Source organism: Rathayibacter sp. AY1B4 (assembly GCF_002932815.1).
Taxonomy (GTDB): Bacteria; Actinomycetota; Actinomycetes; order Actinomycetales; family Microbacteriaceae; genus Rathayibacter.
The window spans coordinates 1-25,382 of record NZ_PSWN01000033.1; the positions used below are offsets into that span (position 1 = coordinate 1).

The window sequence follows — 25,382 nt, forward strand, 5'->3', positions numbered from 1 at the left end:
ACGGTCGTCCTGGTGCCGAAGTTCGACGGCGACGCCGCGCTCGAGGCGATGATCGCCCACGGCTGCACGGGGGAGCGGCGGGGGCCTCGGCCGTGCGGGGTTCGGTGATGCTCATCGAGGCTCCAGTCGTCGTTGACCGCCGCGGCGGATGCCCGGTGCTTCACCGTAGATCCGCCGGGCGGCCGCGTCGAGCGATCCGCACCGGATGTTCAGCACGGACGGGCGGGGAGTGCGCATCCCGGCGCCGAGCGGAAGGGGGTGCGGGAGGCGCGGGCGGCTGCCTACAGTCGGACTGCTGCGGCCCGGTTCCGCGGGTCGGACGACGGGAGGCGCGATGCGCGGCGAGGCGACGCTCTACACGGATGCGGTGGTGACGGCTCCGTTCGCCCTCGCGGTGATCGCAGAGGCGACCGGCTCGCGAGTGGTCGGCGCGCGGACCGCGGACGCGCACGTCCCGCTCTACAGCGGTCCGACGAGCGCGCGGGTCGAGATCGCGGGGTTCGGCGACAGCATGCCGGTCACCGTCGACGTGCGCGACGAGCGCGGGATCGACGAGGCGCGTGCGGCCGCGCAGGCGCTCGGGCTGGAGCTCGCCGCCTACGCGGGCTGGGAGGTCGTGGCCGGCTTCTGAGCGTCGCGTCGGACCCGGGCGAGGTAGTAGCGGCTGGGCGCCGTCCTCACGATCGCGGGCACCAGGCGGTAGACGGCGAAGGTGCGCGAGAGCGCCCGCTCGAACCGCGCCTCCTGCCGTGCGGTCCAGTGGAAGCCGAAGGGCTCGCGGAGCGCCGCCGGGAGCAGACCGGCGGTGATCAGGCGGAGGTAGGGGCCGAGCGGGCGCAGGTACCAGGCGGCGATGCTCGGGCCCAGCAGGTCGTGGGCGACCAGGCGGGCCGCGGGCGTGACCTCGAGGCGCTCCAGCTCCCGCTCCCAGTAGGCGTCGAACGCGGTGCGGGAGTCGGGCCAGAGGTCCGCGGGCATCTGCAGGGCCGCGCCGACGACGACGGAGCGGCGCACGATGTCGTCCGCCTCCTCCTTGCTCAGCGCACCGAAGGCGCCCTCGTAGAGCTGCAGCATCGACTGGGTGAGCGTCGCCGCGACCCAGCGCTGCAGCTCCGGGTCGAAGGCCGTGTAGCCGGGGCCGCGCACGGGCACGTGCGCCCTGTTCACGCGGCGGCGGACGGCGCGCACGTCCTCGGGAGTGCCGTAGTGCAGGACGTAGAGGTAGGAGAGCGTCCCGTGCAGGCGGTTCACGGCCCGGTGCACGAAGTCGGAGTGGTCGGCGACGCCCTGCCCGACCGCCGGGTGCGCGATCTGGAGGAGGATCGCGCGCGCGCCCGCCAGCAGGAACACGCCCTCGCGGAAGACGTCCGGGGTGCGGGAGGCCGACGACATGGCTCCACGCTACGCGGGAGCGGCTGGCGGAGGAGGGGCCGGTGCCCCCGGCGGGCGTCCGGCGGGCGCGGAGCGACCGCACGGGAAGCCCCCGGCGGGTGCGGAGTAGACTCGGCGCGGCCCAGGGACAGTGCCGAGACTCCGGCGTCGTCCGGGCCACCTCGAACTCGAAACGCAAGCGCGCTCGGCGCGGAATGGGAATGCAGCGTGGATCTCTTCGAATACCAGGCCCGTGATCTGTTCGAGAAGTACGGCGTCCCCGTGCTCCCGGGCATCGTCGCCGACACGCCGGAGGAGGTGCGCGCCGCGGCGGAGAAGCTGGGCGGCGTCACCGTCGTCAAGGCGCAGGTCAAGATCGGCGGCCGCGGCAAGGCGGGCGGCGTGAAGGTCGCGAAGACCCCCGAGGACGCGTTCGCCGCGGCGCAGTCGATCCTCGGCCTCGACATCAAGGGCCACGTCGTCAAGCGCGTCATGGTCGCCGGCGGTGCGCGCATCGACCGCGAGTTCTACTTCTCGGTGCTGCTGGACCGGGCAAACCGCTCCTACCTCTCGCTCACCTCCTACGAGGGCGGCATGGAGATCGAGCAGCTCGCCGTCGAGCGCCCCGACGCCCTCGCGCGCGTCGAGGTCGTCCCCGGCCAGGGCATCGATCAGGCCAAGGCCGAGGAGATCGCCCGCGCGGCGAAGTTCCCGGAGGAGCTGATCGCCAAGGTCGCGCCCGTCCTGGTGAAGCTGTACGACGTCTACACCGGCGAGGACGCCACGCTCGTCGAGGTGAACCCGCTCGTGCTCACCGAGGAGGGCGACATCGTCGCGCTCGACGGCAAGGTCTCGCTCGACGAGAACGCCGGCTTCCGCCACGCGGACCACGCCGCGCTCGAGGACAAGGACGCCGCCGACCCGCTCGAGGCGAAGGCCAAGGAGAACGACCTCAACTACGTGAAGCTCGACGGCGAGGTCGGCATCATCGGCAACGGCGCGGGCCTGGTCATGTCGACCCTCGACGTCGTCGCCTACGCCGGAGAGAGGCACAACGGCGTGAAGCCGGCCAACTTCCTCGACATCGGCGGCGGAGCCTCCGCCCAGGTGATGGCGAACGGCCTCGACGTGATCCTCGGCGACGAGCAGGTCAAGAGCGTCTTCGTCAACGTCTTCGGCGGCATCACCGCGTGCGACGCGGTCGCCAACGGCATCCTCCAGGCGCTCGAGATCCTCGGCGACTCGGCCACGAAGCCGCTCGTCGTCCGCCTCGACGGCAACAAGGTCGAGGAGGGCCGCGCGATCCTCCAGGCCGCCGCCAACCCGCTCATCACGCTCGCCGCGACCATGGACGAGGGCGCCGACAAGGCCGCCGAACTCGCCGCCGCGTAACGGACCCGACGACTCAAGGAATCAGAGAACAAGCATGTCGATCTTCCTCACCAAGGACTCCAAGGTCATCGTCCAGGGCATCACCGGCGGCGAGGGCACCAAGCACACCGCGCTGATGCTCAAGGCCGGCACGAACGTGGTCGGCGGCGTCAACGCCCGCAAGGCCGGCACGACCGTCACCCACGGCGACGTCGAGCTCCCCGTCTTCGGCACCGTGAAGGAGGCGATGGAGGCCACCGGCGCCGACGTCTCCATCGCGTTCGTGCCGCCCGCCTTCTCGAAGGACGCCGTCATCGAGGCGATCGACGCCGAGATCGGCCTCCTCGTCGTCATCACCGAGGGCATCCCGGTGCAGGACTCCGCGGAGTTCTGGGCGTACGCGCAGGAGAAGGGGAACAAGACCCGGATCATCGGCCCCAACTGCCCCGGCATCATCACGCCGGGCGAGTCGCTCGTGGGCATCACCCCCGCGACGATCACCGGCAAGGGCCCGATCGGCCTCGTCTCGAAGTCGGGCACCCTGACCTACCAGATGATGTACGAGCTGCGCGACCTGGGCTTCTCGACCGCGATCGGCATCGGCGGCGACCCGATCATCGGCACGACGCACATCGACGCGCTCGCCGCGTTCGAGGCCGACCCCGAGACGAAGGCGATCGTGATGATCGGCGAGATCGGCGGCGACGCCGAGGAGCGCGCCGCGGACTTCATCAAGGCGAACGTCACGAAGCCCGTCGTCGGCTACGTCGCGGGCTTCACCGCCCCCGAGGGCAAGACGATGGGCCACGCCGGCGCCATCGTCTCCGGCTCGGCCGGCACCGCGCAGGCCAAGAAGGAGGCCCTCGAGGCCGCGGGCGTGAAGGTCGGCAAGACGCCGTCCGAGACGGCCGCCCTGCTCCGCGAGGTCTACGCGGCGCTCTAGCGCCCGTCCTCCCCGCACCACCGTCGGAACGGACGGTGCCCCTGCTCCGGCGGGCGGCGCCGTCCGTTCCGTCGTCGGGGCGGGTCCGGCCGGAGTAGCGTCGCAGCGTGACCCGCCGTCTCGGACTCGACCTGCTGACCTTCGTGCCGTACCCGGAGGGCCCCGAGCAGCCCGGCGACGCCGCGCGGAGCCTCGAGGACGGGCTGGCACTGCTCGAGCTCGCCGAGGAGCTCGGCTACGGCACCGGCTGGGTCCGCGTGCGGCACTTCGAGCGCTACCTCGCGTCTCCGATGACCTTCTTCGCGGCCGCCTCCCAGCGGACCCGCCGCCTCCGCCTCGGGACCGCGGTCATCGGCGCCCGCTACGAGTCGCCCGTGCGCCTCGCCGAGGACGCCGCGACCGTGGACCTGCTCTCGGGCGGACGCCTCGACCTCGGCGTCAGCAGCGGCTTCGCGCATCTCTCCTCCGTCTTCGACGGGGTGTTCGGGCAGGCCGAGCGCGACTTCCGCGAGGAGGCGCAGGAGCGCATCGCGCGACTCCGCGAGGCGCTCTCGGGCGCCGTGCTCGGCGTCGCGGAGTCGGCCCTGATGTCGGTCCCGGTCGGCGCTCCGCTGGTTCAGCAGCCGCACGCGCCCGGCCTCGCCGACCGGCTCTGGTACGGGGCGGGAACGGTGTCCTCCGCGGTCCGGGCGGGCGAGCAGGGCATGCACCTGCAGGTGTCCACGCTCAACACGGAGGAGACGGGCCTGCCGTTCGCCGAGCAGCAGGCGGTGCAGATCCGCGCCTACCGCGAGGCCTTCGCCGCCGCGCACCCGGGGCGCACGTCGAGGGTGACGGCGGGCCGGATCGTGCTGCCGCTGCTCGACGCCGCCGACGAGGAGGCGCACCGCCCCTTCATCGAGGGCTACCTCGCGCGGATGGACGACGAGGGCCGGCCCCGCACGGCCGACCGGTCGATCATCGCCGCCCCGATGCGCTTCAGCCCCCTCCACGTCGGGAGCCCGGAGCGGATCGTCGCATCGCTCGCCGCGGATCCGGCGCTCGCGGAGGCGGACGCGCTCACGGTGACGCTCCCGGCGGTCGGCGGGGTGGAGTCGCACCGGCGCATCCTGCGCGCCGTCGCCGAGCGCATCGCCCCGCAGCTGGGCTGGACGCCCGGCGCTTGAGGATCAGCGCCGCGCGAGCAGTGCCCGGACGGGCCGCTGCAGCAGGAGCAGGAGCAGCCACCAGAGCCCGACCGACGGGACCAGCAGCGCCAGCGCCAGTGCGACGAGGAGCAGCGCGAAGGGCAGCAGGGCGGGCGCGAGCGGCAGGGGCCCTGCGCCGGGCCGCCTGAGCTCCGGGTGCCGGGAGAGGCGCAGCTCGATCAGGACCAGCGCCCCGCTCATCGCGGCCATCGTGCCGATGTAGAGCCCGATCGTCGCCCGCGAGTCCGGGAACAGCGCCAGCGCGCTCGTCGAGAACGGGAAGAACGCCAGCGCGGCCAGCCAGAGCAGGTCCAGCCACACCAGGGCGCCGTCGTAGTCCCCGGCGATCTCGAAGACGCGGTGGTGGGGGATCCAGAAGACGGCGATGACCGCGAAGGAGAGCGCGAAGGCGAGGACCGAGTCCATGTGCTCCGCGAGCAGCGCCGGGACTCCGCCGCCCTCCCGGGCGACCTCGGGAGCCAGCTGCACCAGCGGCAGGACGAGGACGGTGATGGCGATGGCGGCGGTCGCGTCCGAGAAGTTGACGAGCCGGTCGAGCCCGCGCTCCGTCCGGCGGTGGGCCGCTCGTCCTCCGGGGCGACCGCGGTGCACCAGGCGCTCGATCGGACCCGAGAGCAGGAGCAGCAGGAGCGCGAACATGTTGACGGCCGGCACGGCGACGGCGAGCACGAGGGCCGCGAGGAGGACGCTGATCACGATCAGCGACCTCGAGAGGGAGCGCCGCGGTTCCGCCCCCGGGGCCAGGAGATCCGGGTCGCGGCGCACGATGAGCTGCATCGCGAGGGTCGCCGCGCTCGCCGCGATCATCGTGCCGATGTAGAGCGCGATGACGCTGCCGTCGGTGTCGAGCACGTTCGAGATCAGGTTCGCCGCGAAGGGGAGCAGGACGACCGCGGCCAGCCAGACGAAGTTCGCGACGACGAGCGCGGGCGAGTACCGGGCCACGCCCTCGAAGACGGAGTGGTGGACCGCCCACAGCCGTCCGATCACGGCGAACGTGATGAAGAAGGCGGAGAGGGTGCCGTAGTGCCCGGTGAGGAGGGACCCCAGATCGGCCGCGCGGCCCTCCTCGACCACGTCGACCAGGGGGAGGACGAGGAACGTGATGGCGATGGCGACGACGGCGTCGGAGAAGTTCACGAGGCGGTCCAGGCCGCGCTCCGTCCGTGCGTCCGAGGTCCCCGTCATGGCTCCGACACTAGAGGGCCGGGCGGCGCGCCCCTGACCCGCCTCCGAGCGCGCCGCCGCTAGGCTCGTCAGGCCCATGAACCGGATCACCGTCGCCCTCCTCGCCGCCTTCGACGCCGCGCTGTCGGCGCTGATCGGGATCGCGATCCCGCTCGTCCCGCTGACCGTCCTCTGGGCCGTGCAGTACGACACGACGGTCGACTTCGGCGTGTTCTGGCGGGTCGCCGCCGACGCCTGGCTGCTCGGCCACGGGGCCGACCTGCAGGCGGCGCTGGCCCCCGACTCCGCCCTCGCCGTGGCGCTGCCCGGAGGCGCGGACGCCTTCCCGGTGACGATCGCTCCGCTGGCGTTCGCACTCCTCACCGTGCTGCTCGGCGCGCGCACCGGCCGCCGCGCCCAGGAATCGCCGTTCCGGGCCATCGGCGTCCTCGTCGCGATCGCGACCTACCTGGCGATCGCGCTCCTGGTCTCGCTCGGGTCCGCGGACCCGGCCGCCACCGTCGATCCCCTGCAGGGGACGCTGCTGCCGCCGCTCGTCTTCGCGCTGGGGGTGCTCGTCGGAGCAGCGCTCCACTCCGCCCGCAGCGACGAGGCCGACCCCCTCGGCGAGCTGGCCGCCTCAGCGCTCGACCGCGTCCCCGCGCCGGGGCCCGGGCTCGTCCTCGCCTCGCTGCGCGGGGGAGCGCTCGCCGCGGCGGGCGTGGTCGGCGTCGCGGCGGTGCTCGTCGCCGTGCTGCTGGTCGTGCACTACACCTCGGTCGTCGCGCTCTACGAGAGCCTGGGCGCCGAGGCGCTCGGCGGCTTGGCCCTCACTCTCGGGCAGCTGGCGTTCCTCCCGAACCTGGTGATCTGGGCGACGAGCTGGCTGATCGGCCCGGGCTTCGCCCTCGGCACCGGCTCCTCCGTGAGCGCGGCCGGGACGCTGCTCGGACCGATCCCGTCGATCCCGGTCCTCGCCGCACTGCCCGCAGGGGACTCGGCCTTCGGATTCCTCGGGCTGCTCGTGCCGCTGCTCGCCGGGTTCGCCGCGGGATGGCGGCTGCGGCGCGGCGTGATCGAGGCGCTCGACGGACGCTCGCTGCTGCGCTGGGGCGCGGCCGCGGCCGGCGGGATCGGCGTGGTCGGCGGCCTGCTGCTCGGGCTCCTCGCCTGGTTCTCGGCGGGCGCCGCCGGGCCCGGGCGGCTCGCCCAGGTGGGCCCGGACCCGCTCGTCGTCGGGGCGGTCGCCGCCCTCGAGCTCGCGCTGGCCGCGGGCCTGGGCCTCGCCGCGGGCCGCAGCCGACGCGGCTGACGCCGGCGGAGGCGTCCCCCTAGACTTGCGCAGTGCTGAAGTTGGTCGTGCTCCTCTCCGGCGGCGGATCGAACCTCCGCGCCCTGCTGGACGCCACCGGCGACGAGCGCTTCCCCGCCCGCATCGTCGCGGTCGGCAGCGACACCGACGCCGAGGGCTTCCGCCACGCCGAGGAGCGCGGAGTCCCCGCCTTCACGGTCGCGCCGCGCGGCTTCTCCTCCCGCGACGAGTGGGGCGCCGCCCTGCTCGGGCGCATCCGGGAGTGGGAGCCCGACCTCGTCGTCTGCGCGGGCTTCATGCGCATCCTGCCGCCCGTGGTGGTGGACGCGCTCAGCCCGCGGATGATCAACACGCATCCCGCCCTGCTGCCCCTCTTCCCCGGCGCCCACGCCGTCCGCGACGCCCTCGCCGCCGGCGCGACCGAGACCGGCGTCACCGTGCACGTGATCGACACCGGCGTCGACACGGGACCCGTCATCGCCCAGGAGAGCCTCGCCGTGCTCCCCGGCGAGAGCGAGGACGCGCTGCACGAGCGCATCAAGACCATCGAGCGTCGCCTGCTGGTGCAGACGGTGCTCGACATCGCCCACGGAACCGTCGACCTCGAGGAGCTCGCCCGCGCATGAGCATCACCGCCCACGACCCCAGCAGCTACGACGACCGCGACCGGGTCCCCGTCCGCCGGGCGCTGATCTCGGTCAGCGACAAGACCGGCCTGCTCGAGCTCGGAGCGGCGCTCGCCGCGGCCGGCGTCGAGCTCGTCTCCACCGGCTCGACCGCAGCGACCCTCCGCGGCGCCGGCCACGAGGTCACCGACGTCTCGGCCGTCACCGGGTTCCCGGAGTCGCTCGACGGCCGCGTGAAGACGCTGCACCCGGCCGTGCACGCGGGCATCCTCGCCGACCTGAGGCTCGCCTCGCACCGCGAGCAGCTGGAGCAGCTCGACATCGCCGCGTTCGAGCTGGTCGTGGTGAACCTGTACCCGTTCCGCGAGACCGTCGCCGGCGGCGCCGACCCGGCGACCGTGGTCGAGAACATCGACATCGGGGGCCCGGCCCTCGTCCGCGCCTCCGCGAAGAACCACGCGAACGTCGCGATCGTCGTCGACCCGGCCGACTACTCCGGGATCGCGACCGCCCTCGCCGACGGCGGCACGACGCTCGCCGCGCGCCGCACCCTGGCGGCCCGCGCCTTCGCGCACACCGCCTCCTACGACTCCGCCGTCGCCGCCTGGTTCGCCGGGCAGGAGGCGGCCGAGGGCGTCGAGGGCTCGGTCGAGATCCGCGGGACCCTGCAGCAGGTCCTCCGCTACGGCGAGAACTCGCACCAGAAGGCGGCCCTCTACGTCTCGCCCGACGGCACCGGCATCGCGCAGGCGACGCAGCTGCACGGCAAGGAGATGTCCTACAACAACTACGTCGACGCCGACGCGGCCGTCCGCGCGGCCTACGACTTCGTGCTGCCCGCCGTCGCGATCATCAAGCACGCGAACCCCTGCGGCATCGCGATCGCGAGCTCGAAGGCGATCGACCCCATCGCCTCCGCCCACCGTCGCGCCCACGAGTGCGACCCGGTGTCGGCCTTCGGCGGCGTCATCGCCGCGAACCGGCCCGTCACCCTCGCCATGGCCGAGACGGTGAAGGAGATCTTCACCGAGGTGCTCGTCGCCCCCGGCTTCGAGCCCGAGGCGCTCGAGGTGCTGAAGACCAAGAAGAACCTGCGCCTGCTGCAGCTCCCCGACTTCTACGCCCCCGTCGAGCGCGAGTTCAAGCAGATCTCCGGCGGCCTGCTGCTGCAGGAGCCGGACCGCTTCATCGGCGGCCCCGGCGAGGTCAGCTCCGGCTGGCAGCTCGTCGCCGGCGAGCCCGCCGACGCCGACACGATGCTCGACCTCGAGTTCGCGTGGAAGGCCTGCCGCGCCGTCAAGTCGAACGCGATCCTCCTCGCCAAGGGCGGCGCCTCCGTCGGCGTCGGCATGGGCCAGGTCAACCGCGTCGACTCCTGCCATCTCGCCGTCACCCGCGCCGGCGACCGCGCCCCCGGCTCCGTCGCCGCCTCCGACGCGTTCTTCCCCTTCGCCGACGGCCTCGAGGTGCTCCTCGCCGCCGGCGTGAAGGCCGTCGTCCAGCCCGGCGGGTCCGTCCGCGACGCCGAGGTCATCGACGCGGCCGCCCGCGCCGGCGTCACGATGTACACGACGGGGGAGCGGCACTTCTTCCACTGAGTGACGGGCGCGGAGCGCCCGTCACTCAGGTGCTTGTCTTCCCCGCCGCTCCTTGCGCGGCGGGGCGCGGTCGGCTCGGCGACGGGGTGCGTTCCGTAGAGCGGGGTGCGTCGCCGGTCGCGGGAATCGCTTGGCACGCGATTCCCGCTGAACCGGCTCTGCCTTGCGGTGCTCGTCTTCCCGGCCGCATCCTGCGGGGAGCGGTCGGCTTCGCGACACGGAGCGTTCCGTGGAGCGGGTCGCGTCGCCGGTCGCGTGAATCGCTTGGCACGCGATTCCCGCTGGGTCGGCTCTGCCTTGCGGCGGGCGTCTTCCCGGCCGCTGCTCGCGCGGCGGGGCGCGGTCGGCTTCGCGATGTGAGGCGTTACAGGGAGCGGGGGCGTCGTGGATCACGGGAATCGCTGGGCACGGGACGCCGCTGAAACCGCTCTGCTTTGCGGTGGGCGGCTCTTAGGGGGCTGCTAGGGGATCGACAGGCGGGGCGCGGGCGGGGGCGCGTAGGGTCACCGGGTGCCTTCCGACTCGACGCCCGCGTCCACTCCCGACACCCCGACCGCCGCTTCCACGATCGCCCCGAACCGGGGCCGCGCGCCCGGGACGGGCCGCCGGATCCTCGTCGCGCTGCTCGCCGCCGCGGCGACCGCGCTCGTGGCGCACCTCGCCAACCTGCTGGCCTTCTTCATCGGCAACCAGCTGCAGCCCGGCTCCATCCCGCAGGTCAACGCCTACTTCCTGCTCTCGAGCGTGCTCGGCTTCGTGGTCGTCCTCGTCCTCGCCGTCGCGGGGATGCTCGGACGCACCTGGAGCGCCGCCCTCGCGGGACTCGTCGCGGGGGTGGTCGGAGCCGTGTTCGGCACGCTCGTCCAAGCCAGCGCCACCGGCGAGGCCGTCACGGGCGCCGTCTGGGCCTCCATCTTCCAGACCTTCGCCGGACTCAACCTCGTCTTCCTGCTCGCGTTCACCGTCTCGGCGGCGAGCGTCGGCCGCGCACTCTGGAACCGCCTCCGCACCACGGGCGCTCCGGCCACCGTCGTCACCGACCGCCGCATCGCGATCGTCCGGGCCCCGGCCGCCGACCTCTCGGCGGGCGAGCTCACCCACCTCGAGCGCGTCCCCGTCGACCAGCAGCGCGCCCAGCAGCAGTGGGAGGCGTACGTCGACCTGCTCGAGCGGGCCGGCTGGGAGACGGTCGAGGCCGCACCGGCGCCCGGACTCGCCGACTCCGTCTTCCTCGAGGACGCGGTCGTCGTCTTCGGCGACCACGCCGTGATCGCCCGGTCCGGAGCGGAGTCCCGCCGCGGAGAGACGGCGGGCGCCGAGGAGGCCGTCCGCGCCCTCGGCCTGACGGTCGACCGCATCGAGGAGCCGGGCACGCTCGACGGCGGCGACGTCCTCAAGGTGGGATCGACGGTCTACGTCGGCCGCGGAGGCCGGACCGACGCGGCGGGGGTCGCCCAGCTGCGCGCGATCCTCCGCCCCCGCGGGTACGACGTCGTCGCGGTCCCGCTGACGAAGGTGCTGCACCTCAAGAGCGCCGTGACCGCGCTGCCCGACGGCACGGTCATCGGCTGGGAGCCGGTCGTCGACGAGCCGCGCCTGTTCCCCTCCTTCCTGCCGATGCCCGAGGAGCCGGGCGCCCACGTGGTCGTCCTCGACGACGACACCCTCCTGATGGCCGCCTCCGCTCCCCGGAGCGCCGAGCTGCTGCGGAGCCTGGGCTACCGCGTCCTCACCGTGGACGTCTCGGAGTTCGAGAAGCTCGAGGGCTGCGTCACCTGCCTCTCGGTCCGCGTCCGCTGACGGCGGAGGCGGGGGAACCGCCGGATCGCGGCGGCCGCTGGACGGGGCACATAGCCCGGGTATAGCCTTCAAGGCTGCCCGGAGCTCTCCGGCCCGGTGGCACCTCCCGCCTCCCCGCCCACCCGGCAGGGGAGAATCCGTCCTCGTCGCGAAAGCCCTCCGCCGTGTCCGCTCCCGCCCTCCCGTCTCCCGGCGCCCCCGCGCAGAAGCGCCCGAGCACGCTGCAGACGCTGCTGCGCCTCGTCCCCTTCGTCGGTGACTCCCTGCCCCGGCTGGTCGGCGGCATCGCGGTCGCGCTCGTGGCGAGCCTGGTGTCGCTGGTCATCCCGATCGTCCTGCAGCAGCTCGTCGACGGGCCGCTGGGGGACGGAGCGGCCTCCGCCGGCTCCGGCGACCTCGGGCCGCTGATCGGCCCGGTCGCCGTCATCCTCGTGCTCGGCGTCGTCGAGGCCGGTGCCATCGCGCTGCGGCGCCGGATGGTCCTCACCCCCACCACGCGGATCGAGGCGCGCATGCGCTCGGCGCTCCACAGCCGCCTGCAGGACCTCCCCGTCTCGTTCCACGACCGCTGGCAGAGCGGGCAGCTCCTGTCGCGGGCGATGAGCGACCTCAGCCTCATCCGCCGCTGGATCGCCTTCGGCTTCGTCCTGCTCGTGGTCAACGCGCTGACGATCGTCGTCGGCTTCGGCGTCCTCGTCTACTGGAACCCGATCCTCGGCGTGCTCTTCGTCGTGTGCTCGATCCCGGTCTGGATCTACGGGTTCGCGTTCGAGAAGCGCTACTCGAGCATCGCGCGCCGCAGCCTGGACCAGGCGGGCGACCTCGCCACGACCGTCGAGCAGTCGGTGCACGGCATCCGCGTCCTGAAGGCCTTCGGCCGCCACCAGCACGCGCTGGAGAACTTCGCAGGCCAGGCCGAGAAGCTCCGCGGCACCGAGATCGACAAAGCCCGTGCCATCGCCGGGATCTGGCTCGTCCTCCTGCTGGTGCCGGACATCGCGTTCGCGCTCTGCCTGCTCGGCGGGGTCTGGCTCGCCGCGGCCGGTCAGCTGAGCGTCGGCGAGCTGTTCGCCTTCTTCGCCACCGCGACCGTGCTGCGCTGGCCGGTCGAGTCGATCGGCTTCCTCCTCTCGATGACCTTCGACACCCGCACGGCGGTCGACCGCTACTTCGAGGTGATGGACAGCCGGAACACCATCACCGACCCGGAGGACCCCGAGACGATCCTCGAGCCGCGCGGCCGGGTGCGCTTCCGCGACGTCCACTTCCGGTACCAGGACGCCCCCGAGCGCTACCGCGACCTCCTCGACGGCGTCGACCTCGAGGTCGAGCCGGGCGAGACGATGGCGCTGGTCGGCATCACCGGCTCCGGGAAGACGACGCTCACCGCGCTGCTCCCGCGCCTCTACGACGTGACCGGCGGAGCCATCGAGCTCGACGGCGTCGACATCCGCCGGCTCCGCCGCGACGAGCTGCGCACGCACATCGGCATGGCGTTCGAGGACGCGACGCTCTTCTCCACCAGCGTGCGCGAGAACGTCCTCCTCGGCCGACCCGACGCGACCGAGGAGGAGCTGCTCGAGGCCCTCGAGATCGCGCAGGCCGACTTCGTCCACCGCCTCCCCGAGGGCCTGGACACGAAGGTGGGCGAGGAGGGGATGAGCCTCTCCGGCGGCCAGCGCCAGCGCCTGGCCCTCGCCCGCGCGGTGGCCGCGCGTCCGGCGGTGCTCGTCCTCGACGACCCGCTCTCGGCGCTCGACGTCGACACGGAGGCGCGCGTCGAGGCGGGGCTGCGCCGTGTGCTCGGCGACACCACGGCGATCATCGTCGCCCACCGCCCCTCGACGGTGGCGCTCGCCGATCGCGTGGCACTGATGGAGGAGGGCCGCATCACCGCGGTCGGCACCCACAGCGAGCTGCTCGCGAGCAGCCCGCACTACCGCTTCGTCATCTCGAGCCTCGAGGAGGACGAGCTGACCAGGCCCGCCGGGACCGAGCGCATCGGCTCCCGCCCCACGACGACCCACCAGGAGACGCGATCATGAGCACGCTCGGTTCCTCCGAGGAGCGCGACGACCTCAGCAGAGCGGAGTCGGCGGCCCTGCGCCGGCGCTCGCTGCGGCTGCTCGGCTCCCTGCTGCGGCCGCTCCGGCTGCGGCTGGTGCTCACCGCGGTCGTGGTCGTCGTCGCGACCGCTGCCCAGGTCGCGGGACCGGCGCTGATCGCGGCGGGCATCGACAACGGCCTGCCCGCGGTCCTCGCGGGGAACGCGGTCCCGCTGGCGGTCACGGTCGGCGCCTACATCCTCACCGGACTCGTCGGCGCGCTCCTGGTCGCCTGGTACACCGTGCTCTCCGCGCGGGTGAGCCAGGCGATCCTGATCGACCTGCGCAAGCGGGTCTTCCTGCACACCCAGAAGCTGAGCCTGGAGTTCCACGAGAACTACACCTCCGGCCGGATCATCTCGCGCCAGACCAGCGACCTCGACTCCATCCGCGAGCTGCTCGACTCCGGCATCAACCAGCTGGTGCAGGGTGCGCTCTACATGGGCTTCGTCGCGATCGCCCTGGTCTCCCTGGACGGCGTGAGCGGCATCGTGCTCGCCTGCGCCCTGGTGCCGCTCGCGCTGCTCACCCGCTGGTTCCAGAAGCGGTCGCAGGCGCTGTTCCGCGGCACCCGCGTCGCCTCGTCACGGCTGATCGTGCAGTTCGTGGAGTCGATGACCGGCATCCGCGCCGTGCAGACCTTCCGCACGCAGAAGCGCAACGAGTCCGTGTTCGGCGGGGTCGTCGAGCAGTACCGGCTCGCCTACAAGCGCGTCTTCGGGGTGTTCGGCACCTTCGACCCCGGGCTCGTGCTGATCGGCAACGTCACCGTCGCCGTGGTGCTGTTCATCGGCGGCGTCCGCGTGCTCGACGGCGGGCTCGAGATCGGCGCGCTGCTGGCGGTCCTGCTCTACACCCGGCGCTTCTTCGACCCGGTGCAGGAGATGGCGATGTTCTACAACTCCTACCAGTCGGCGGCCGCTGCGCTCGAGAAGATCTCGGGCGTGCTGGCGGAGGAGCCGAGCGTCCCGGATCCGGCCCGCCCGGTCGACCTGCGCCAGGCGCGGGGCCGGCTCGGCTTCGAGGGCGTCCGCTTCGCCTACACCGCCGACCGCGAGGTGCTGCCGCGCTTCGACCTCGACATCCCCGCAGGGCAGACCATCGCCCTCGTCGGGTCCACGGGCGCCGGCAAGACGACGCTCGCCAAGCTGATCTCGCGCTTCTACGACCCGAGCGACGGCGTGGTGGCCCTCGACGGAGTGGACCTGCGGCAGCTGCACCCGAAGGACCTGCGGCGCGCGATCGTGATGGTCACCCAGGAGGCGTACCTCTTCTCCGGATCCGTCGCCGACAACATCGCGATCGGGCGGCCGACCGCGTCCTACGACGAGATCGTCCGGGCCGCGCAGGCGGTCGGCGCGCACGAGTTCATCCAGGCGCTGCCGGACGGCTACGACACCGACGTCAACAAGCGCGGCGGCCGCGTCTCGGCCGGTCAGCGCCAGCTGATCTCGTTCGCCCGCGCGTTCCTGGCCGACCCGGCGGTGCTGATCCTGGACGAGGCGACCTCCTCCCTCGACATCCCGAGCGAGCGCCTGGTGCAGCAGGGCCTGCAGACGCTCCTGGCGGACCGCACGGCGGTCATCATCGCGCATCGCCTCTCGACGGTCGCGATCGCCGACCGGGTGCTGGTGATGGAGCACGGCCGCATCGTCGAGGACGGCACTCCGGAGGCGCTCATCGCCGGCGAGGGCCGCTTCGCCACCCTGCACGCGGCCTGGCGGGACTCGCTCGTCTGAGCGGCTGCCGCTCGCGACTAACGCCCTTGAGTCGATCCCGGCTCAGGGGCGCCAGCGTGCGCTGCGCACGTCGACGCGCCAGCCGCCCGGCGTGACGACGAGGGGCGTGCCCTCGCGCTCGTACTCCCGGCGGGCGCGCTCCTCGTGGCCGACCGGGGGCGCTCCTCCCGCGCGGACGACGCGCCACCAGGCGGTGTCGGAGCCGTAGCGGGCCATCACCGTGCCGACCGCGCGTGCCGCACGAGTGCCGAGGACCGCGGCGATCTCGCCGTAGGCCATCACGCGGCCGGGCGGGATGGAGGCGACCACCTCGAGGACGGCGGAGACGAAGTCGGCCGGCTCCGCTGCCTCCGGCGCCGCGCTCAGAGCGTCAGCGCCCCGATGTTCTCGCCGTACTGCGTCTCGCCGACGACCTCGAAGCCGATCCAGCGGAAGAACTGCTCCGGGCCGTCCTCGCCGGACTCCCAGATCACCGTGAGGGTGTCGAAGCCGCGGGCGCGCGCCTCGTCGGCGGTGGCGCGGACGGCGAAGGTGCCCACGCCGCGGCCCTGCTTCGCCGCGTCGATGTTGATGCGCCAGATGCAGCTGCGGAACTCCTCCGCCGCCTCCGGGTCGAAGTGCGCGTGGATGAAGCCGACCAGCTCGTCGCCGTCCATCACGGCCCGCTGCCAGGAGGCGCCCGGGTCGATCACCGCGGCGGCGGCGGAGTAGGAGACCGGCGCGATGAACTGCTCCTGGCCGGGTTTGAGGCTCAGGCCGTTCACGGCGGAGATGTTCGAGGCGGACAGCTCTTCCAGGCGGAGGTCACTCATGCCGTCACTGTACCGGCGGCGCAGGACGGCGGGCATCCTCCTGTCGGGCGACGTGCGCCGGCCCCGGCGCGGACGATCGAGAACTGTCTCGACATCGAGACAGTTCGGGCCTCGGGTAGGCTGGCGGAGGCCATCCGGAGCGGTGCAGAGCCGCCCGTCCCGCACAGGTGCGGGGTCATCGACACCATGGGAGAGCAATGTCCAAGATCAAGGTTGAGGGAACGGTCGTCGAGCTCGACGGCGACGAGATGACGCGCATCATCTGGCAGAAGATCAAGGACACCCTCATCCACCCGTACCTCGACGTGAACCTCGAGTACTACGACCTCGGCATCGAGTACCGCGACGAGACGGACGACCAGGTCACGATCGACGCGGCGCACGCCATCCAGAAGCACGGCGTCGGCGTGAAGTGCGCGACCATCACCCCCGACGAGGCCCGCGTCGAGGAGTTCGGCCTCAAGAAGATGTGGAAGTCGCCCAACGGCACGATCCGCAACATCCTCGGCGGCGTGATCTTCCGCGAGCCGATCATCATCTCGAACATCCCGCGCCTGGTCCCCGGCTGGAACAAGCCGATCATCATCGGCCGCCACGCGTTCGGCGACCAGTACCGCGCCACCGACTTCGTCTTCAAGGGCAAGGGCACGCTGACCGTCGAGTTCACGCCCGAGGACGGCTCCGAGCCGATGAGGTTCGAGGTCTACAAGGCCCCGGACGACGGCATCGCGCAGGTCCAGTACAACCAGGACGCGTCGATCCGCGACTTCGCCCGCTCGTCGCTGAACTACGGCCTCTCGCGCAACTACCCGGTCTACCTCTCCACCAAGAACACGATCCTCAAGGCCTACGACGGCCGCTTCAAGGACATCTTCGAGGAGATCTTCGAGACCGAGTTCAAGGAGCGCTTCGACGCCGCGGGCCTCACCTACGAGCACCGCCTCATCGACGACATGGTCGCCTCGGCCATGAAGTGGGAGGGCGGCTACGTCTGGGCCTGCAAGAACTACGACGGCGACGTCCAGTCCGACACCGTCGCGCAGGGCTTCGGCTCGCTGGGCCTGATGACCTCCGTGCTCTCCACGCCCGACGGCAGCGTCGTCGAGGCGGAGGCGGCGCACGGCACCGTCACGCGCCACTACCGCCAGCACCAGGCCGGCAAGCCCACCTCGACGAACCCGATCGCCTCGATCTACGCCTGGACGCGCGGCCTCGCGCACCGCGGCAAGCTCGACGGCAACCAGGAGCTCATCGACTTCTCGCTCACCCTGGAGGACGTGGTCATCAAGACGGTCGAGTCCGGGAAGATGACGAAGGACCTCGCCCTGCTCGTCGGCCCCGAGCAGGGCTGGCAGACGACCGAGGAGTTCCTCGCGACCCTCGACGAGAACCTGAAGGCCCGCATGTCGGCCTGATCTCCGGCTTCGGCAGACGCGTCCGGCCCGCACGATCCTCGGATCCTGCGGGCCGGACGCGTCTCCGGGCCCGGTGGGACGCGCCCGGCCGAGCGCCTCAGAGCGCCCGGGCGAGCTCCTCCATCGCGTGGAGCGGATCGGGCCCCGACGGCATCAGCACGACGCTCGACGCACCTGCCTCGTGCAGCAGGCCGATGCGGCGACGAGCGTCCTCGGGAGTGCCCACGACGGCCAGCTGGCCGACCCAGGCGTCGGGCAGGTCGCGGACGAAGGCGGCGCGGTCGGCGCTCTCGGCCCGCAGGCGGGCGAAGTCCTCGGCGAAGGGGAGCGGCTCGATGTGCGGCGCCCAGTCCGGCTCGCCGATCCATTCGAGTCCCGGCCGGACCGCGTCGCGCGCGGCGGCCGCGTCGTCGTCCACGGCGGCCACGTTGTAGGCGACGATCCGTCCGGTGCCGCCCAGGTGGTCGCGGGCCGCCGCGAGGTACTCCGGAGTGACGGGCTCGGCCAGGACGACCCCGTCGGCGATCCGGCCCGCGAGCGCCAGCGACTTCGGTCCGCGGACGCCGGCCAGCAGCGGCGGCACGACGGCGGGCGGCGACTCCAGGACGAGGCCGTCCACGTGCACGTAGCGGCCGGAGCGGTCGGTGCGCTCGCCGGAGAGCAGCGAGCGGATCGCGTCGAACTGCTCCTCGAGCAGGGTGAGCGGGCTGCGCGGCCAGACGCCGAGGCCGCGCATCCAGTGCGGCATCCCGTGCCCGATGCCGGCGTGGACGCGGCCGGGGAACAGTTCGGCGAGAGTGCCGAGCTCCATCGCGGTGAAGGCCGCCGTGCGGACGGCGGCGGGCAGGATGCCGATGCCGACGACGATCCGCTCGGTGGCGGCGAGCACCGCGCCGGCCTGGGCGATGCCGCCGCGGAAGCCGAGGTCCTCGACCACCCAGAGCTCGTCGAAGCCGAGCTCCTCGGCGCGGCGGGCGTAGCCGAGCACCTCGGAGGCGGGGAGATCGCGGGGGAGCAGGACGCCGACAGCGGTGTCGGAGGAGGAGGCGCGCATCCGGCCAGCGTAGGGCGTGCGGACAGGCGGAGGGCCCGCCCGCACCATCGCGGACGGGCCCTCGCTCGTCGTCCTACTCGGCGGCCGCCTCGCCGATCCGCACCTGCTCGGGGCGGGCGGTCGAGACGACCTCGATGCGGCGGGGACGCGCCTTCTCGCTGACCGGGATGGTCACCGAGAGCACGCCGTTGTCGTAGGACGCGGCGATGCGCTCGGTGTCGACGCCCTGGCCGAGGCTCAGCTGGCGGACGAAGGTCGCCGACTGGCGCTCCCGGGTGATCCAGGTGACGTCGTCGCCGCTCGCGACGGTGCGCTGGGCACGGATGGTGAGGAGCTGCCCGTCCACGTCGACGTCGACGGACCCCGGGTCGATGCCGGGGAGGTCGGCGGTGAGGACGTAGTGGTCGCCGTCCCGGTACAGGTCGATCGGCATCCGGCGGGGCCCCTGACCGGAGCCGAGGAGGGCGGTGGCGAGGCGGTCCAGCTCGCGGACGGGGTCGTAGGTGACAGCCATGAGATCACTCCATTCAGTCGTGCAACGAAGAGTTCCAAGAGTTGAGCCGACCCGGCTCAACGCGAATAAATTAGCACTCGCGGAGGGGGAGTGCCAACGGATCGGCCCCTTTCAGTGTCAACTTCGTTACCTGTTCGTAACAAAGCTGAGCAATCGAGTTCGTAGGGTCGTTTCTGTGTGGAAACCGATCCGGTTCCCAGCGAATGTGAGTAAGGACATCGATTGCCGATCCACCTGTCCCACCGACCACCCGTCCGCCGCGCTGAGAGGCGCATCCTCGCGGGCCTCGCCGTCCTCGGAGTCGCCGCGACCGCGGCCTTCGCCACCACCGGCGCCAGTGCCGCCCCTCTCGCCGGCAGCGCCTCGCTCGTCGGCGGGCTCTCCGTCGGCCAGAGCTTCGACGACGGCGACTACGTCGTCACCCTCGTCGAGCCCTCCGCGGCCACCTACCAGGGCAGCGATGCCCGCTTCGCCCGCACTGCGCCCGTCGACGGTGCGCAGCTGCAGGCCGCCTCGGCTCCGGTGGAGGACTACTCCGCCCACCTCGAGCAGCGCCAGGAGGACGTCGCCTCCGCGGTCGACGCCGCCATCGGCTACCACTACACCGTCGCCCTCAACGGCTTCTCCGCGACCCTCTCGGGCGAGCAGGCGGGCGAGCTCGCGAGCCGCCGCGACGTCGCCCAGGTCCGCAAGGTCGAGAACCTGAAGGTCGACCGCGCCGCGCAGGCCTCGCCGCTCGCCGCGGCCGCCGCCGGCACCCCGGTGCGCGACACCGGACAGCAGCGCTCCACCGACTTCCTCGGCCTCGAGGGCGAGAACGGCGTCTGGCAGAAGCTGGGCGGCATCGACAAGGCGGGCGAGGGCGTCGTCATCGGCGTCATCGACTCCGGCATCGCGCCCGAGAACCCCTCCTTCGCGGGCGCGCCCCTGGCGACCTCGCCCGGAGCGGCCCCCTACACGGACGGCACCACCACCTCCTTCGTGAAGTCGGACGGCGGCACCTTCGTCGGCTCCTGCTCGCCGGGGCTCCCCGCCTCCGAGCAGTGGGACGGCGACGAGTGCAACCAGAAGCTCATCGGCGCACGCTGGTTCCTCGCGGACGAGGAGGTCGGCTCGACGGACAACCCCGAGTACCGCTCCCCGCGCGACGCCGACGGACACGGCTCGCACACCGCGAGCACGGCAGCCGGCAACAACGGCGTCGAGGCGAGCGTCGACGGCTACGACTACGGGAAGATCTCCGGAGTCGCCCCGGCCGCCAAGGTCGCCGCGTACAAGGTCTGCTGGAACGGACCCGACGAGGGCACCGACGACGACGACTTCTGCTCCGGAGCGGGCATCCTCGCGGCCATCGACGCCGCGACCAAGGACGGCGTCGACGTCATCAACTTCTCGATCGGCGGCGGCTCGGCCACCTCGACCCTGACCGCGATCGACGAGGCGTTCCTCAACGCCGCCGCCGCCGGCGTCTTCGTCGCGGCCTCGGCCGGCAACTCGGGTGCGGGCGCCTCCACGCTCGACCACGCGTCGCCCTGGTACACCACGGTCGCCGCGTCCTCCATCCCGACCTACACCGCGACCGCCGCTCTCGGCGACGGCCAGAAGTTCGTCGGAGGATCCATCTCGGTCCACGAGGACGTCACCGGACCGCTGGTGAACAGCGCCGACGTCGTCCGCTCGGGCGCCGAGAACCCCGCCATCTGCGAGACCGGCACCCTCGACCCCGACAAGGTGAAGGGCACGGTCGTCGCCTGCACCGCGGGCGTCACCGCGCGCGTCTCCAAGTCGGCCGAGGTCGAGCGGGCCGGCGGCATCGGCATGCTGCTGCTCAACCCGACCCCGAACGCCCTGCACGTCGACGACCACTCGGTCCCGAGCATCCAGATCGACTCGCAGGCCTACCAGGCGATCACGACCTACGCCGGCACCGCCGGTGCGACCGTGACCCTCTCCGAGGGCAACTCGTCCGGAGCCTCCATCCCCGTCCCGCAGGTCGCCGGCTTTTCGTCGCGCGGACCCGCTGAGGCGGACGGCGCCGACGTGCTGAAGCCCGACCTCACGGCGCCCGGCGTCGCGATCCTCGCCGACAGCTTCAACGCCGAGGGCGACGACCCCGCCTTCGCGTTCGAGTCCGGCACCTCGATGTCGTCGCCGCACGTGGCGGGCCTCGGCGCGCTGATCCTCGGCGCGACCCCGAAGGCCTCGCCGTCCGCGGTGAAGTCGGCCATGATGACCTCCGCCTACGACAGCGTCGACCAGTCGGGCGCCGCGTCCGAGGACGTCTTCGCCCAGGGCGCCGGACACGTCGACCCGGCCGCGTTCCTCGACCCCGGGCTGCTCTACGAGAGCGGCACGGAGGACTGGATCGCGTTCCTCAAGGGTGCGGGCTACGTCTTCACCTCGAACCCGGTGATCGACCCGATCGCCGCGATCGACCCGTCCGACCTCAACCAGGCCTCGATCGCGATCGGCGCCCTCGCGGGCACGCAGACCGTGACCCGCACGGTCACCTCGACCGGCGCGGGCACCTACACCGCCTCGGTCGACGGCCTCGCCGGGATCGACACCGTCGTCTCGCCCTCGACCCTCTCCTTCACGGGTGCGGGCCAGACGGCGGAGTACACGGTCTCCTTCACCACCGGCTCGGCGGCGCTCAGCCAGTTCGCCACCGGCTACCTGACCTGGGCGAGCGCGGAGCACGACGTCCGCAGCCCGATCGCGGTGCGCCCCGTCCTGCTGGACGCGCCCTACGAGGTCTCCGGCACCGGCTCGACCGGCACCGGCACGGTGACGGTCACGCCCGGCATCACCGGCGCGCTGCCGCTCACCGCGAGCGGTCTCGCCGAGGGTGTCCTCGCCGAGGACGCCACCGCCGCTGACGGCCACTCGGCGACGCTCCCCACGGGGAAGTCGCTGACGACCACCGTCGTGGTGCCGGAGGGCGCCGAGTTCGCCCGCTTCGACCTCGACTCGCTCGACGACGCGGCCGACCTCGACCTCACCGTCACCAGCGAGAGCACCGACAAGGTCTTCACCTCGGCGACCGGCTCGGCCGACGAGCGCGTCGACATCGCCGACCCCGCTCCGGGCGAGTACACGGTCCAGGCCGATGTCTACTCGACCGCTCCGGGATCCTCGACCGTCACGTTCGACTTCCGCAGCTTCGTCATCACTCCGGAGAACGGTCTCGGCTCGCTGAGCACCGACCCCGCCGTGGTCGACGCCGTGCAGGGCGAGCCGATCGCGTACGCGGTCTCCTGGTCGAACCTGGCGGGCCCGGCCCGCTACCTCGGCCGTGTCGCCTACACCGACTCGGGACTCGCGACGCTCGTGAGCGTCGACGTCACCGAGGCGGTCACCCCCACCCCGACGCCGACCGCGACTCCGGAGCCCACGGGCACCCCGGAGCCGACCGCGACGCCGACGGCCGGCCCCACCGCCGGACCGGGGGAGCCCACCTCCACGCCGACCGCCGGACCGGGCGCGCCCGGCCACGGCGCCGGCGGCCTCCCGTCGACGGGCTTCGACGGCGGTCTCCTCGGAGCCGCCGCCCTCGCCCTCCTCGGTGCAGGTGCTGTGATCACCGGCCTCCGACGCCGCGCCCTGGCGCAGCGTGAGGCGGGCGCCGCGGAGTAGTCCTCCGCGACCGCCGCGAACGGCCGTCCCCCTGCTCCTTCCGGAGCGGCGGGGGCGGCCGTTCGCCGTTCCCGGTCGGGGAGGCGGAGACGGGGCGGATCGTGGTGCGGGCCGGGAGCAGGACCGGCCGGGCTGCGTGGGGAACGGCTCGAGAGGGGAGGCGGGAGGGGGTCGGGGGAGAGAGCGGCGATCAGGCGGGGCGGAGCACCTTCGACTGCGGGCCCGGCGGCGCGATCGGCCCTGGATCCCGCTGCGGTAGCGCATCGACGGCGGCGCATCGACGGCGGCGCATCGACGGGAGAGCGCAGTGGCGACAAGCGGCTGCGAGCCTGGACGACGCGTTCGGTCCGGGTCCGAGGCGGCGGCGAGCGCACGGGGACCGCGGTGCACCCTCGGGGACAGCGGTGCACGGCTCCGGGCGAGCGCCCCTCGGCCTGAGCGGCCGCCGTCAGGATCAGAGGGAGCGGCGTCCCGCGATGACGCCGGAGACGACGGCGAGGACGCCGAAGACGATCGCGACGACCGGCTGGCCGAGGTCCAGCCACGCCAGCGCGGCGGCGCCCATCACGAGCAGCTCGATCAGCGAGCGGCCGTAGACGTCGATCGCGAGGACCGCACGCGGCGAGAGGAAGAGCGCCCAGATCAGCGCGGCGACCACCGGAGCGCCGATGCCGAGGACGATGTTCCACGGGAGGTCCCACGACGCGAAGCCCCAGAGGGCGAAGGTCGCCAGCGCGACGAGCTCCAGGAGGAACCGGAGGATCGCGTTCGGGCCGATCCTGATGTCGGTGCCCGCGGTGTCCGCTCCTGCTCGATTCACGCCGATCATGCTAGCCGCCGGAGGTCAGCGGAAGATGATGGTGCGGGCCCCGTCGAGGAGCACCCGGTCCTCCGCGAACCACTTGACCGCCTGCGTGAGCGTGCGGCTCTCCTCGTCCTGCCCGATGGCCACGAGCTGGGCGACCGAGTGCGAGTGGTCCACGCGGACGACGTTCTGCTCGATGATCGGCCCCTCGTCGAGGTCGCTGGTGACGAAGTGCGCGGTCGCCCCGATCAGCTTGACGCCGCGGGCGTGCGCCTGCTTGTACGGGTTCGCGCCCTTGAAGCCCGGCAGGAACGAGTGGTGGATGTTGATGGCGCGACCGGCCAGTCGCGCGCAGAGCTCGGGGGAGAGGATCTGCATGTAGCGCGCCAGGACCACGAGCTCGACGTCGTGCTCCTCGACGACCTCCAGCACGCGCTCCTCGAACCCGCGCTTCGACTCCGGCGAGACCACGGGGCGCGACTCGAAGGGCACGCCGTAGAACTCGGCGAGGTCGCGCAGGCTGCCGTGGTTGGACAAGATCATCGGGATGTCCACCGCGAGCTGCCCGGCGCGCTGGCGGAAGAGCAGGTCGTTGACGCAGTGCGCGGCGGTGGAGGCGAGGACGAGGGTGCGCAGCGGCCGGCCGACGACGTCGAGGCGCCAGGTCATCCCGTAGTGCTCGGTGATCGGCAGCAGGGCGGCGGCGAACTCCTCGCGGCTGATCGGCGACTCCACCTGCAGGCGCATGAAGAAGCGGCCGGTGTCGGCGCTCGAGAACTGCTGGCTCTCGGTGATGTTGCCGCGGGCCTGGACGACGGCACCGGACACGGCGTGCACGATGCCCGGCTGGTCGGGGCAGGCGAAGGTCAGGGTCCAGTGGTTTCCCGCGGGCCGGGCGCCGGACCACGCGGCGTCGCTGCCCGTCGGACGGGTGCTCACGGGGGCGGGCCGGGGAGTCGCGGACGCGGCGGGTTCGGGCTGCATCCGCCCAGGATAACGGTGGGCACGGGGCGGTCCGCGCGCCTCAGCCCGCGTCGACGGACACGACGGCGACGGGTCCCGTCCGCCCGTCCGGGGAGGAGTAGCGGACGCCGATCGTGTGCCTCCCGGGACCGACCTCCAGGGTCGCGGCGAGGACGGGGGCTCCGGGAGCGAGGGACCGCACCTGCTCGCCGTCGACCAGGAGGTCGAGGCCGTCCGCGTCGGGATCGGCGAGCACGAGCACGCCGACCGCGCCCCCGCTCGACGCGGCCCGGGCGAGGAGCACCGGAGCGCGCAGGTCGACCGTCTCGGGGGCGCTGACTCCTGCGGCGGTGCGCGCCAGCACCGTGGTCCTGCCCGCGGGGAGGGGGAGCGCCGGCGCGGTCCAGGAGCCGTCGGCGTCGGCGGTGGCGGAGCCCACGCGGCGTCCGTCGGAGGCGTCCTCGAGGAGCACCTCGGCGCCGGGCGCGGCGGTGCCCCGGGCATCGGGCAGCAGCCGGCCGTCGGTGTCGAGCGCGAGGGTCGGTGCGGCCGGAGCGGGGGGTGCGGCCGGAGTGGGAGGTGCGGCCGGAGTGGGGGTCGTGACCGGTGCGGGAGTCGAGACCGGAGCGGAGGTGCTCGGCGCCTCTGTCGGGACCGGCGCCGGAGTGCTCGGTACGTGCGTCGTTGCCGGAGCCGGAGTGTCCGGTGGGGGAGTCACGGTCGGAACAGGAACAGGAACAGGAACAGGAACAGGAACCGGGACCGGAGTGCTGGGTGCGGGGGTCGGGACCGGAACGGAGGGCAGGCCCGGGCCGTTGCCGATCGGGCCCGGCGCGGAGCCCCCGGTCGTGGTCCCCGGCGGCCCGGAGGGGGCCGGAGCCTCGGTGTCGGCAGGGGAGGGCGCCGGTGCGGGGCTGCCGGTCACGGCAGGGCGGGACGGGGC

Annotated in this window: 21 protein-coding genes; 12 read left to right on the forward strand and 9 right to left on the reverse strand. The window is 72.9% G+C overall.

The features are described from left to right. Window positions 1-334 precede the first annotated feature (334 nt). Window positions 335-631, forward strand: coding sequence for a hypothetical protein (locus C5D66_RS15585; protein ID WP_104256117.1), 297 nt, complete (start codon window positions 335-337; stop codon window positions 629-631). Here C5D66_RS15585 and C5D66_RS15590 read toward each other — a convergent pair. Next, window positions 598-1,392, reverse strand: coding sequence for an oxygenase MpaB family protein (locus tag C5D66_RS15590; RefSeq protein WP_104256118.1), 795 nt, complete (start codon window positions 1,390-1,392; stop codon window positions 598-600). The genes C5D66_RS15585 and C5D66_RS15590 overlap by 34 nt on opposite strands. A 207-nt stretch (window positions 1,393-1,599) precedes the next feature. On the opposite strand from C5D66_RS15590, the gene sucC reads away from it, so the two are divergent. The 3 genes from sucC (at window position 1,600) to C5D66_RS15605 (ending at window position 4,851) form a co-directional block, all read left to right on the forward strand. Continuing rightward, the gene (gene sucC / locus C5D66_RS15595) at window positions 1,600-2,763 is read left to right on the forward strand and encodes an ADP-forming succinate--CoA ligase subunit beta (protein ID WP_104224928.1); all 1,164 of its coding nucleotides are present in this window, start codon (window positions 1,600-1,602) and stop codon (window positions 2,761-2,763) included. 34 nt (window positions 2,764-2,797) lie between these two features. Then, window positions 2,798-3,685, forward strand: a complete 888-nt coding sequence (gene sucD / locus C5D66_RS15600) for a succinate--CoA ligase subunit alpha (RefSeq protein WP_104224929.1) — start codon at window positions 2,798-2,800, stop codon at window positions 3,683-3,685. Window positions 3,686-3,792: 107 nt separating this feature from the next. Continuing rightward, entirely contained in the window at window positions 3,793-4,851 is a 1,059-nt protein-coding gene (locus tag C5D66_RS15605; RefSeq protein WP_104256119.1) for an LLM class flavin-dependent oxidoreductase, read from the forward strand. 3 nt (window positions 4,852-4,854) lie between these two features. Here the strand turns inward: C5D66_RS15605 and C5D66_RS15610 are convergent, their stop codons facing one another. Then, a complete protein-coding gene (locus C5D66_RS15610; RefSeq protein ID WP_181028714.1) occupies window positions 4,855-6,081 on the reverse strand; it encodes a TMEM175 family protein in 1,227 nt (408 codons plus the stop codon). 76 nt (window positions 6,082-6,157) lie between these two features. Here C5D66_RS15610 and C5D66_RS15615 point away from each other — a divergent pair, with 76 nt between their 5' ends. From C5D66_RS15615 to C5D66_RS15640, 6 genes are all read left to right on the forward strand, one after another. Further along, entirely contained in the window at window positions 6,158-7,372 is a 1,215-nt protein-coding gene (locus tag C5D66_RS15615; RefSeq protein ID WP_104256121.1) for a DUF6350 family protein, read from the forward strand. A gap of 32 nt (window positions 7,373-7,404) precedes the next feature. Further along, window positions 7,405-7,998, forward strand: a complete 594-nt coding sequence (gene purN, locus C5D66_RS15620) for a phosphoribosylglycinamide formyltransferase (protein ID WP_104256122.1) — start codon at window positions 7,405-7,407, stop codon at window positions 7,996-7,998. Further along, window positions 7,995-9,596 carry a bifunctional phosphoribosylaminoimidazolecarboxamide formyltransferase/IMP cyclohydrolase gene (gene purH / locus C5D66_RS15625; RefSeq protein WP_104251068.1) on the forward strand — a complete coding sequence of 534 codons (1,602 nt, stop codon included), beginning with the start codon at window positions 7,995-7,997 and terminating at the stop codon, window positions 9,594-9,596. The genes purN and purH overlap by 4 nt, the downstream gene beginning before the upstream one ends. Before the next feature lie 510 nt (window positions 9,597-10,106). Beyond that, the gene (gene ddaH, locus C5D66_RS17625) at window positions 10,107-11,396 is read left to right on the forward strand and encodes a dimethylargininase (RefSeq protein ID WP_308471158.1); all 1,290 of its coding nucleotides are present in this window, start codon (window positions 10,107-10,109) and stop codon (window positions 11,394-11,396) included. 164 nt (window positions 11,397-11,560) lie between these two features. After that, window positions 11,561-13,441 carry an ABC transporter ATP-binding protein gene (locus tag C5D66_RS15635; protein ID WP_104256123.1) on the forward strand — a complete coding sequence of 627 codons (1,881 nt, stop codon included), beginning with the start codon at window positions 11,561-11,563 and terminating at the stop codon, window positions 13,439-13,441. Continuing rightward, window positions 13,438-15,240, forward strand: coding sequence for an ABC transporter ATP-binding protein (locus C5D66_RS15640; RefSeq protein WP_104256124.1), 1,803 nt, complete (start codon window positions 13,438-13,440; stop codon window positions 15,238-15,240). Before C5D66_RS15635 ends, C5D66_RS15640 begins: the two co-directional genes overlap by 4 nt. Window positions 15,241-15,282: 42 nt before the next feature. Here C5D66_RS15640 and C5D66_RS15645 read toward each other — a convergent pair whose 3' ends face one another. Further along, complete coding sequence (locus C5D66_RS15645) at window positions 15,283-15,606, reverse strand: MGMT family protein (protein ID WP_104238475.1); 324 nt, start codon at window positions 15,604-15,606, stop codon at window positions 15,283-15,285. Further along, the gene (locus C5D66_RS15650; RefSeq protein ID WP_104224946.1) at window positions 15,603-16,052 is read right to left on the reverse strand and encodes a GNAT family N-acetyltransferase; all 450 of its coding nucleotides are present in this window, start codon (window positions 16,050-16,052) and stop codon (window positions 15,603-15,605) included. The genes C5D66_RS15645 and C5D66_RS15650 overlap by 4 nt, the downstream gene beginning before the upstream one ends. A gap of 197 nt (window positions 16,053-16,249) precedes the next feature. On the opposite strand from C5D66_RS15650, the gene C5D66_RS15655 reads away from it, so the two are divergent. Next, window positions 16,250-17,467 (forward strand): NADP-dependent isocitrate dehydrogenase, encoded by a 1,218-nt coding sequence (locus C5D66_RS15655; RefSeq protein ID WP_104224939.1) that lies wholly within the window; start codon window positions 16,250-16,252, stop codon window positions 17,465-17,467. 97 nt (window positions 17,468-17,564) lie between these two features. On the opposite strand, the gene C5D66_RS15660 is transcribed toward C5D66_RS15655, so the two are convergent. Then, window positions 17,565-18,521 carry an LLM class flavin-dependent oxidoreductase gene (locus tag C5D66_RS15660; RefSeq protein WP_104256125.1) on the reverse strand — a complete coding sequence of 319 codons (957 nt, stop codon included), beginning with the start codon at window positions 18,519-18,521 and terminating at the stop codon, window positions 17,565-17,567. Between the two features lie 73 nt (window positions 18,522-18,594). Beyond that, on the reverse strand, window positions 18,595-19,035 hold the full coding sequence (locus tag C5D66_RS15665; protein ID WP_104233909.1) for an Hsp20/alpha crystallin family protein: 441 nt from the start codon (window positions 19,033-19,035) through the stop codon (window positions 18,595-18,597). Between the two features lie 222 nt (window positions 19,036-19,257). Here C5D66_RS15665 and C5D66_RS15670 point away from each other — a divergent pair, with 222 nt between their 5' ends. Beyond that, window positions 19,258-22,671 carry a S8 family serine peptidase gene (locus tag C5D66_RS15670; protein WP_104256126.1) on the forward strand — a complete coding sequence of 1,138 codons (3,414 nt, stop codon included), beginning with the start codon at window positions 19,258-19,260 and terminating at the stop codon, window positions 22,669-22,671. Window positions 22,672-23,125: 454 nt separating this feature from the next. Here C5D66_RS15670 and C5D66_RS15675 read toward each other — a convergent pair whose 3' ends face one another. Genes C5D66_RS15675 through C5D66_RS15685 form a run of 3 tightly spaced genes read right to left on the reverse strand, consistent with a single transcriptional unit; the run spans window position 23,126 to window position 25,157 of the window. Further along, window positions 23,126-23,491 carry a YrdB family protein gene (locus C5D66_RS15675; protein ID WP_104276971.1) on the reverse strand — a complete coding sequence of 122 codons (366 nt, stop codon included), beginning with the start codon at window positions 23,489-23,491 and terminating at the stop codon, window positions 23,126-23,128. Window positions 23,492-23,515: 24 nt separating this feature from the next. Continuing rightward, entirely contained in the window at window positions 23,516-24,460 is a 945-nt protein-coding gene (gene purU, locus C5D66_RS15680; RefSeq protein WP_104247704.1) for a formyltetrahydrofolate deformylase, read from the reverse strand. Window positions 24,461-24,500: 40 nt separating this feature from the next. Beyond that, window positions 24,501-25,157, reverse strand: a complete 657-nt coding sequence (locus C5D66_RS15685; protein WP_104256709.1) for an Ig-like domain-containing protein — start codon at window positions 25,155-25,157, stop codon at window positions 24,501-24,503. Window positions 25,158-25,382 lie beyond the last annotated feature (225 nt).

Excerpts from the sequence above, each read along its gene's own strand:
- purH (WP_104251068.1), top strand. The coding sequence starts at position 7,995 with ATGAGCATCACCGCCCACGACCCCAGCAGCTACGACGACCGCGACCGG.
- purU (WP_104247704.1), bottom strand. The coding sequence starts at position 24,460 with ATGCAGCCCGAACCCGCCGCGTCCGCGACTCCCCGGCCCGCCCCCGTG.
- C5D66_RS15665 (WP_104233909.1), bottom strand. The coding sequence starts at position 19,035 with ATGGCTGTCACCTACGACCCCGTCCGCGAGCTGGACCGCCTCGCCACC.
- sucD (WP_104224929.1), top strand. The coding sequence starts at position 2,798 with ATGTCGATCTTCCTCACCAAGGACTCCAAGGTCATCGTCCAGGGCATC.
- C5D66_RS15640 (WP_104256124.1), top strand. The coding sequence starts at position 13,438 with ATGAGCACGCTCGGTTCCTCCGAGGAGCGCGACGACCTCAGCAGAGCG.
- C5D66_RS15650 (WP_104224946.1), bottom strand. The coding sequence starts at position 16,052 with ATGAGTGACCTCCGCCTGGAAGAGCTGTCCGCCTCGAACATCTCCGCC.
- C5D66_RS15615 (WP_104256121.1), top strand. The coding sequence starts at position 6,158 with ATGAACCGGATCACCGTCGCCCTCCTCGCCGCCTTCGACGCCGCGCTG.
- C5D66_RS15585 (WP_104256117.1), top strand. The coding sequence starts at position 335 with ATGCGCGGCGAGGCGACGCTCTACACGGATGCGGTGGTGACGGCTCCG.
- C5D66_RS15590 (WP_104256118.1), bottom strand. The coding sequence starts at position 1,392 with ATGTCGTCGGCCTCCCGCACCCCGGACGTCTTCCGCGAGGGCGTGTTC.
- C5D66_RS15660 (WP_104256125.1), bottom strand. The coding sequence starts at position 18,521 with ATGCGCGCCTCCTCCTCCGACACCGCTGTCGGCGTCCTGCTCCCCCGC.
- C5D66_RS15610 (WP_181028714.1), bottom strand. The coding sequence starts at position 6,081 with ATGACGGGGACCTCGGACGCACGGACGGAGCGCGGCCTGGACCGCCTC.
- C5D66_RS15655 (WP_104224939.1), top strand. The coding sequence starts at position 16,250 with ATGTCCAAGATCAAGGTTGAGGGAACGGTCGTCGAGCTCGACGGCGAC.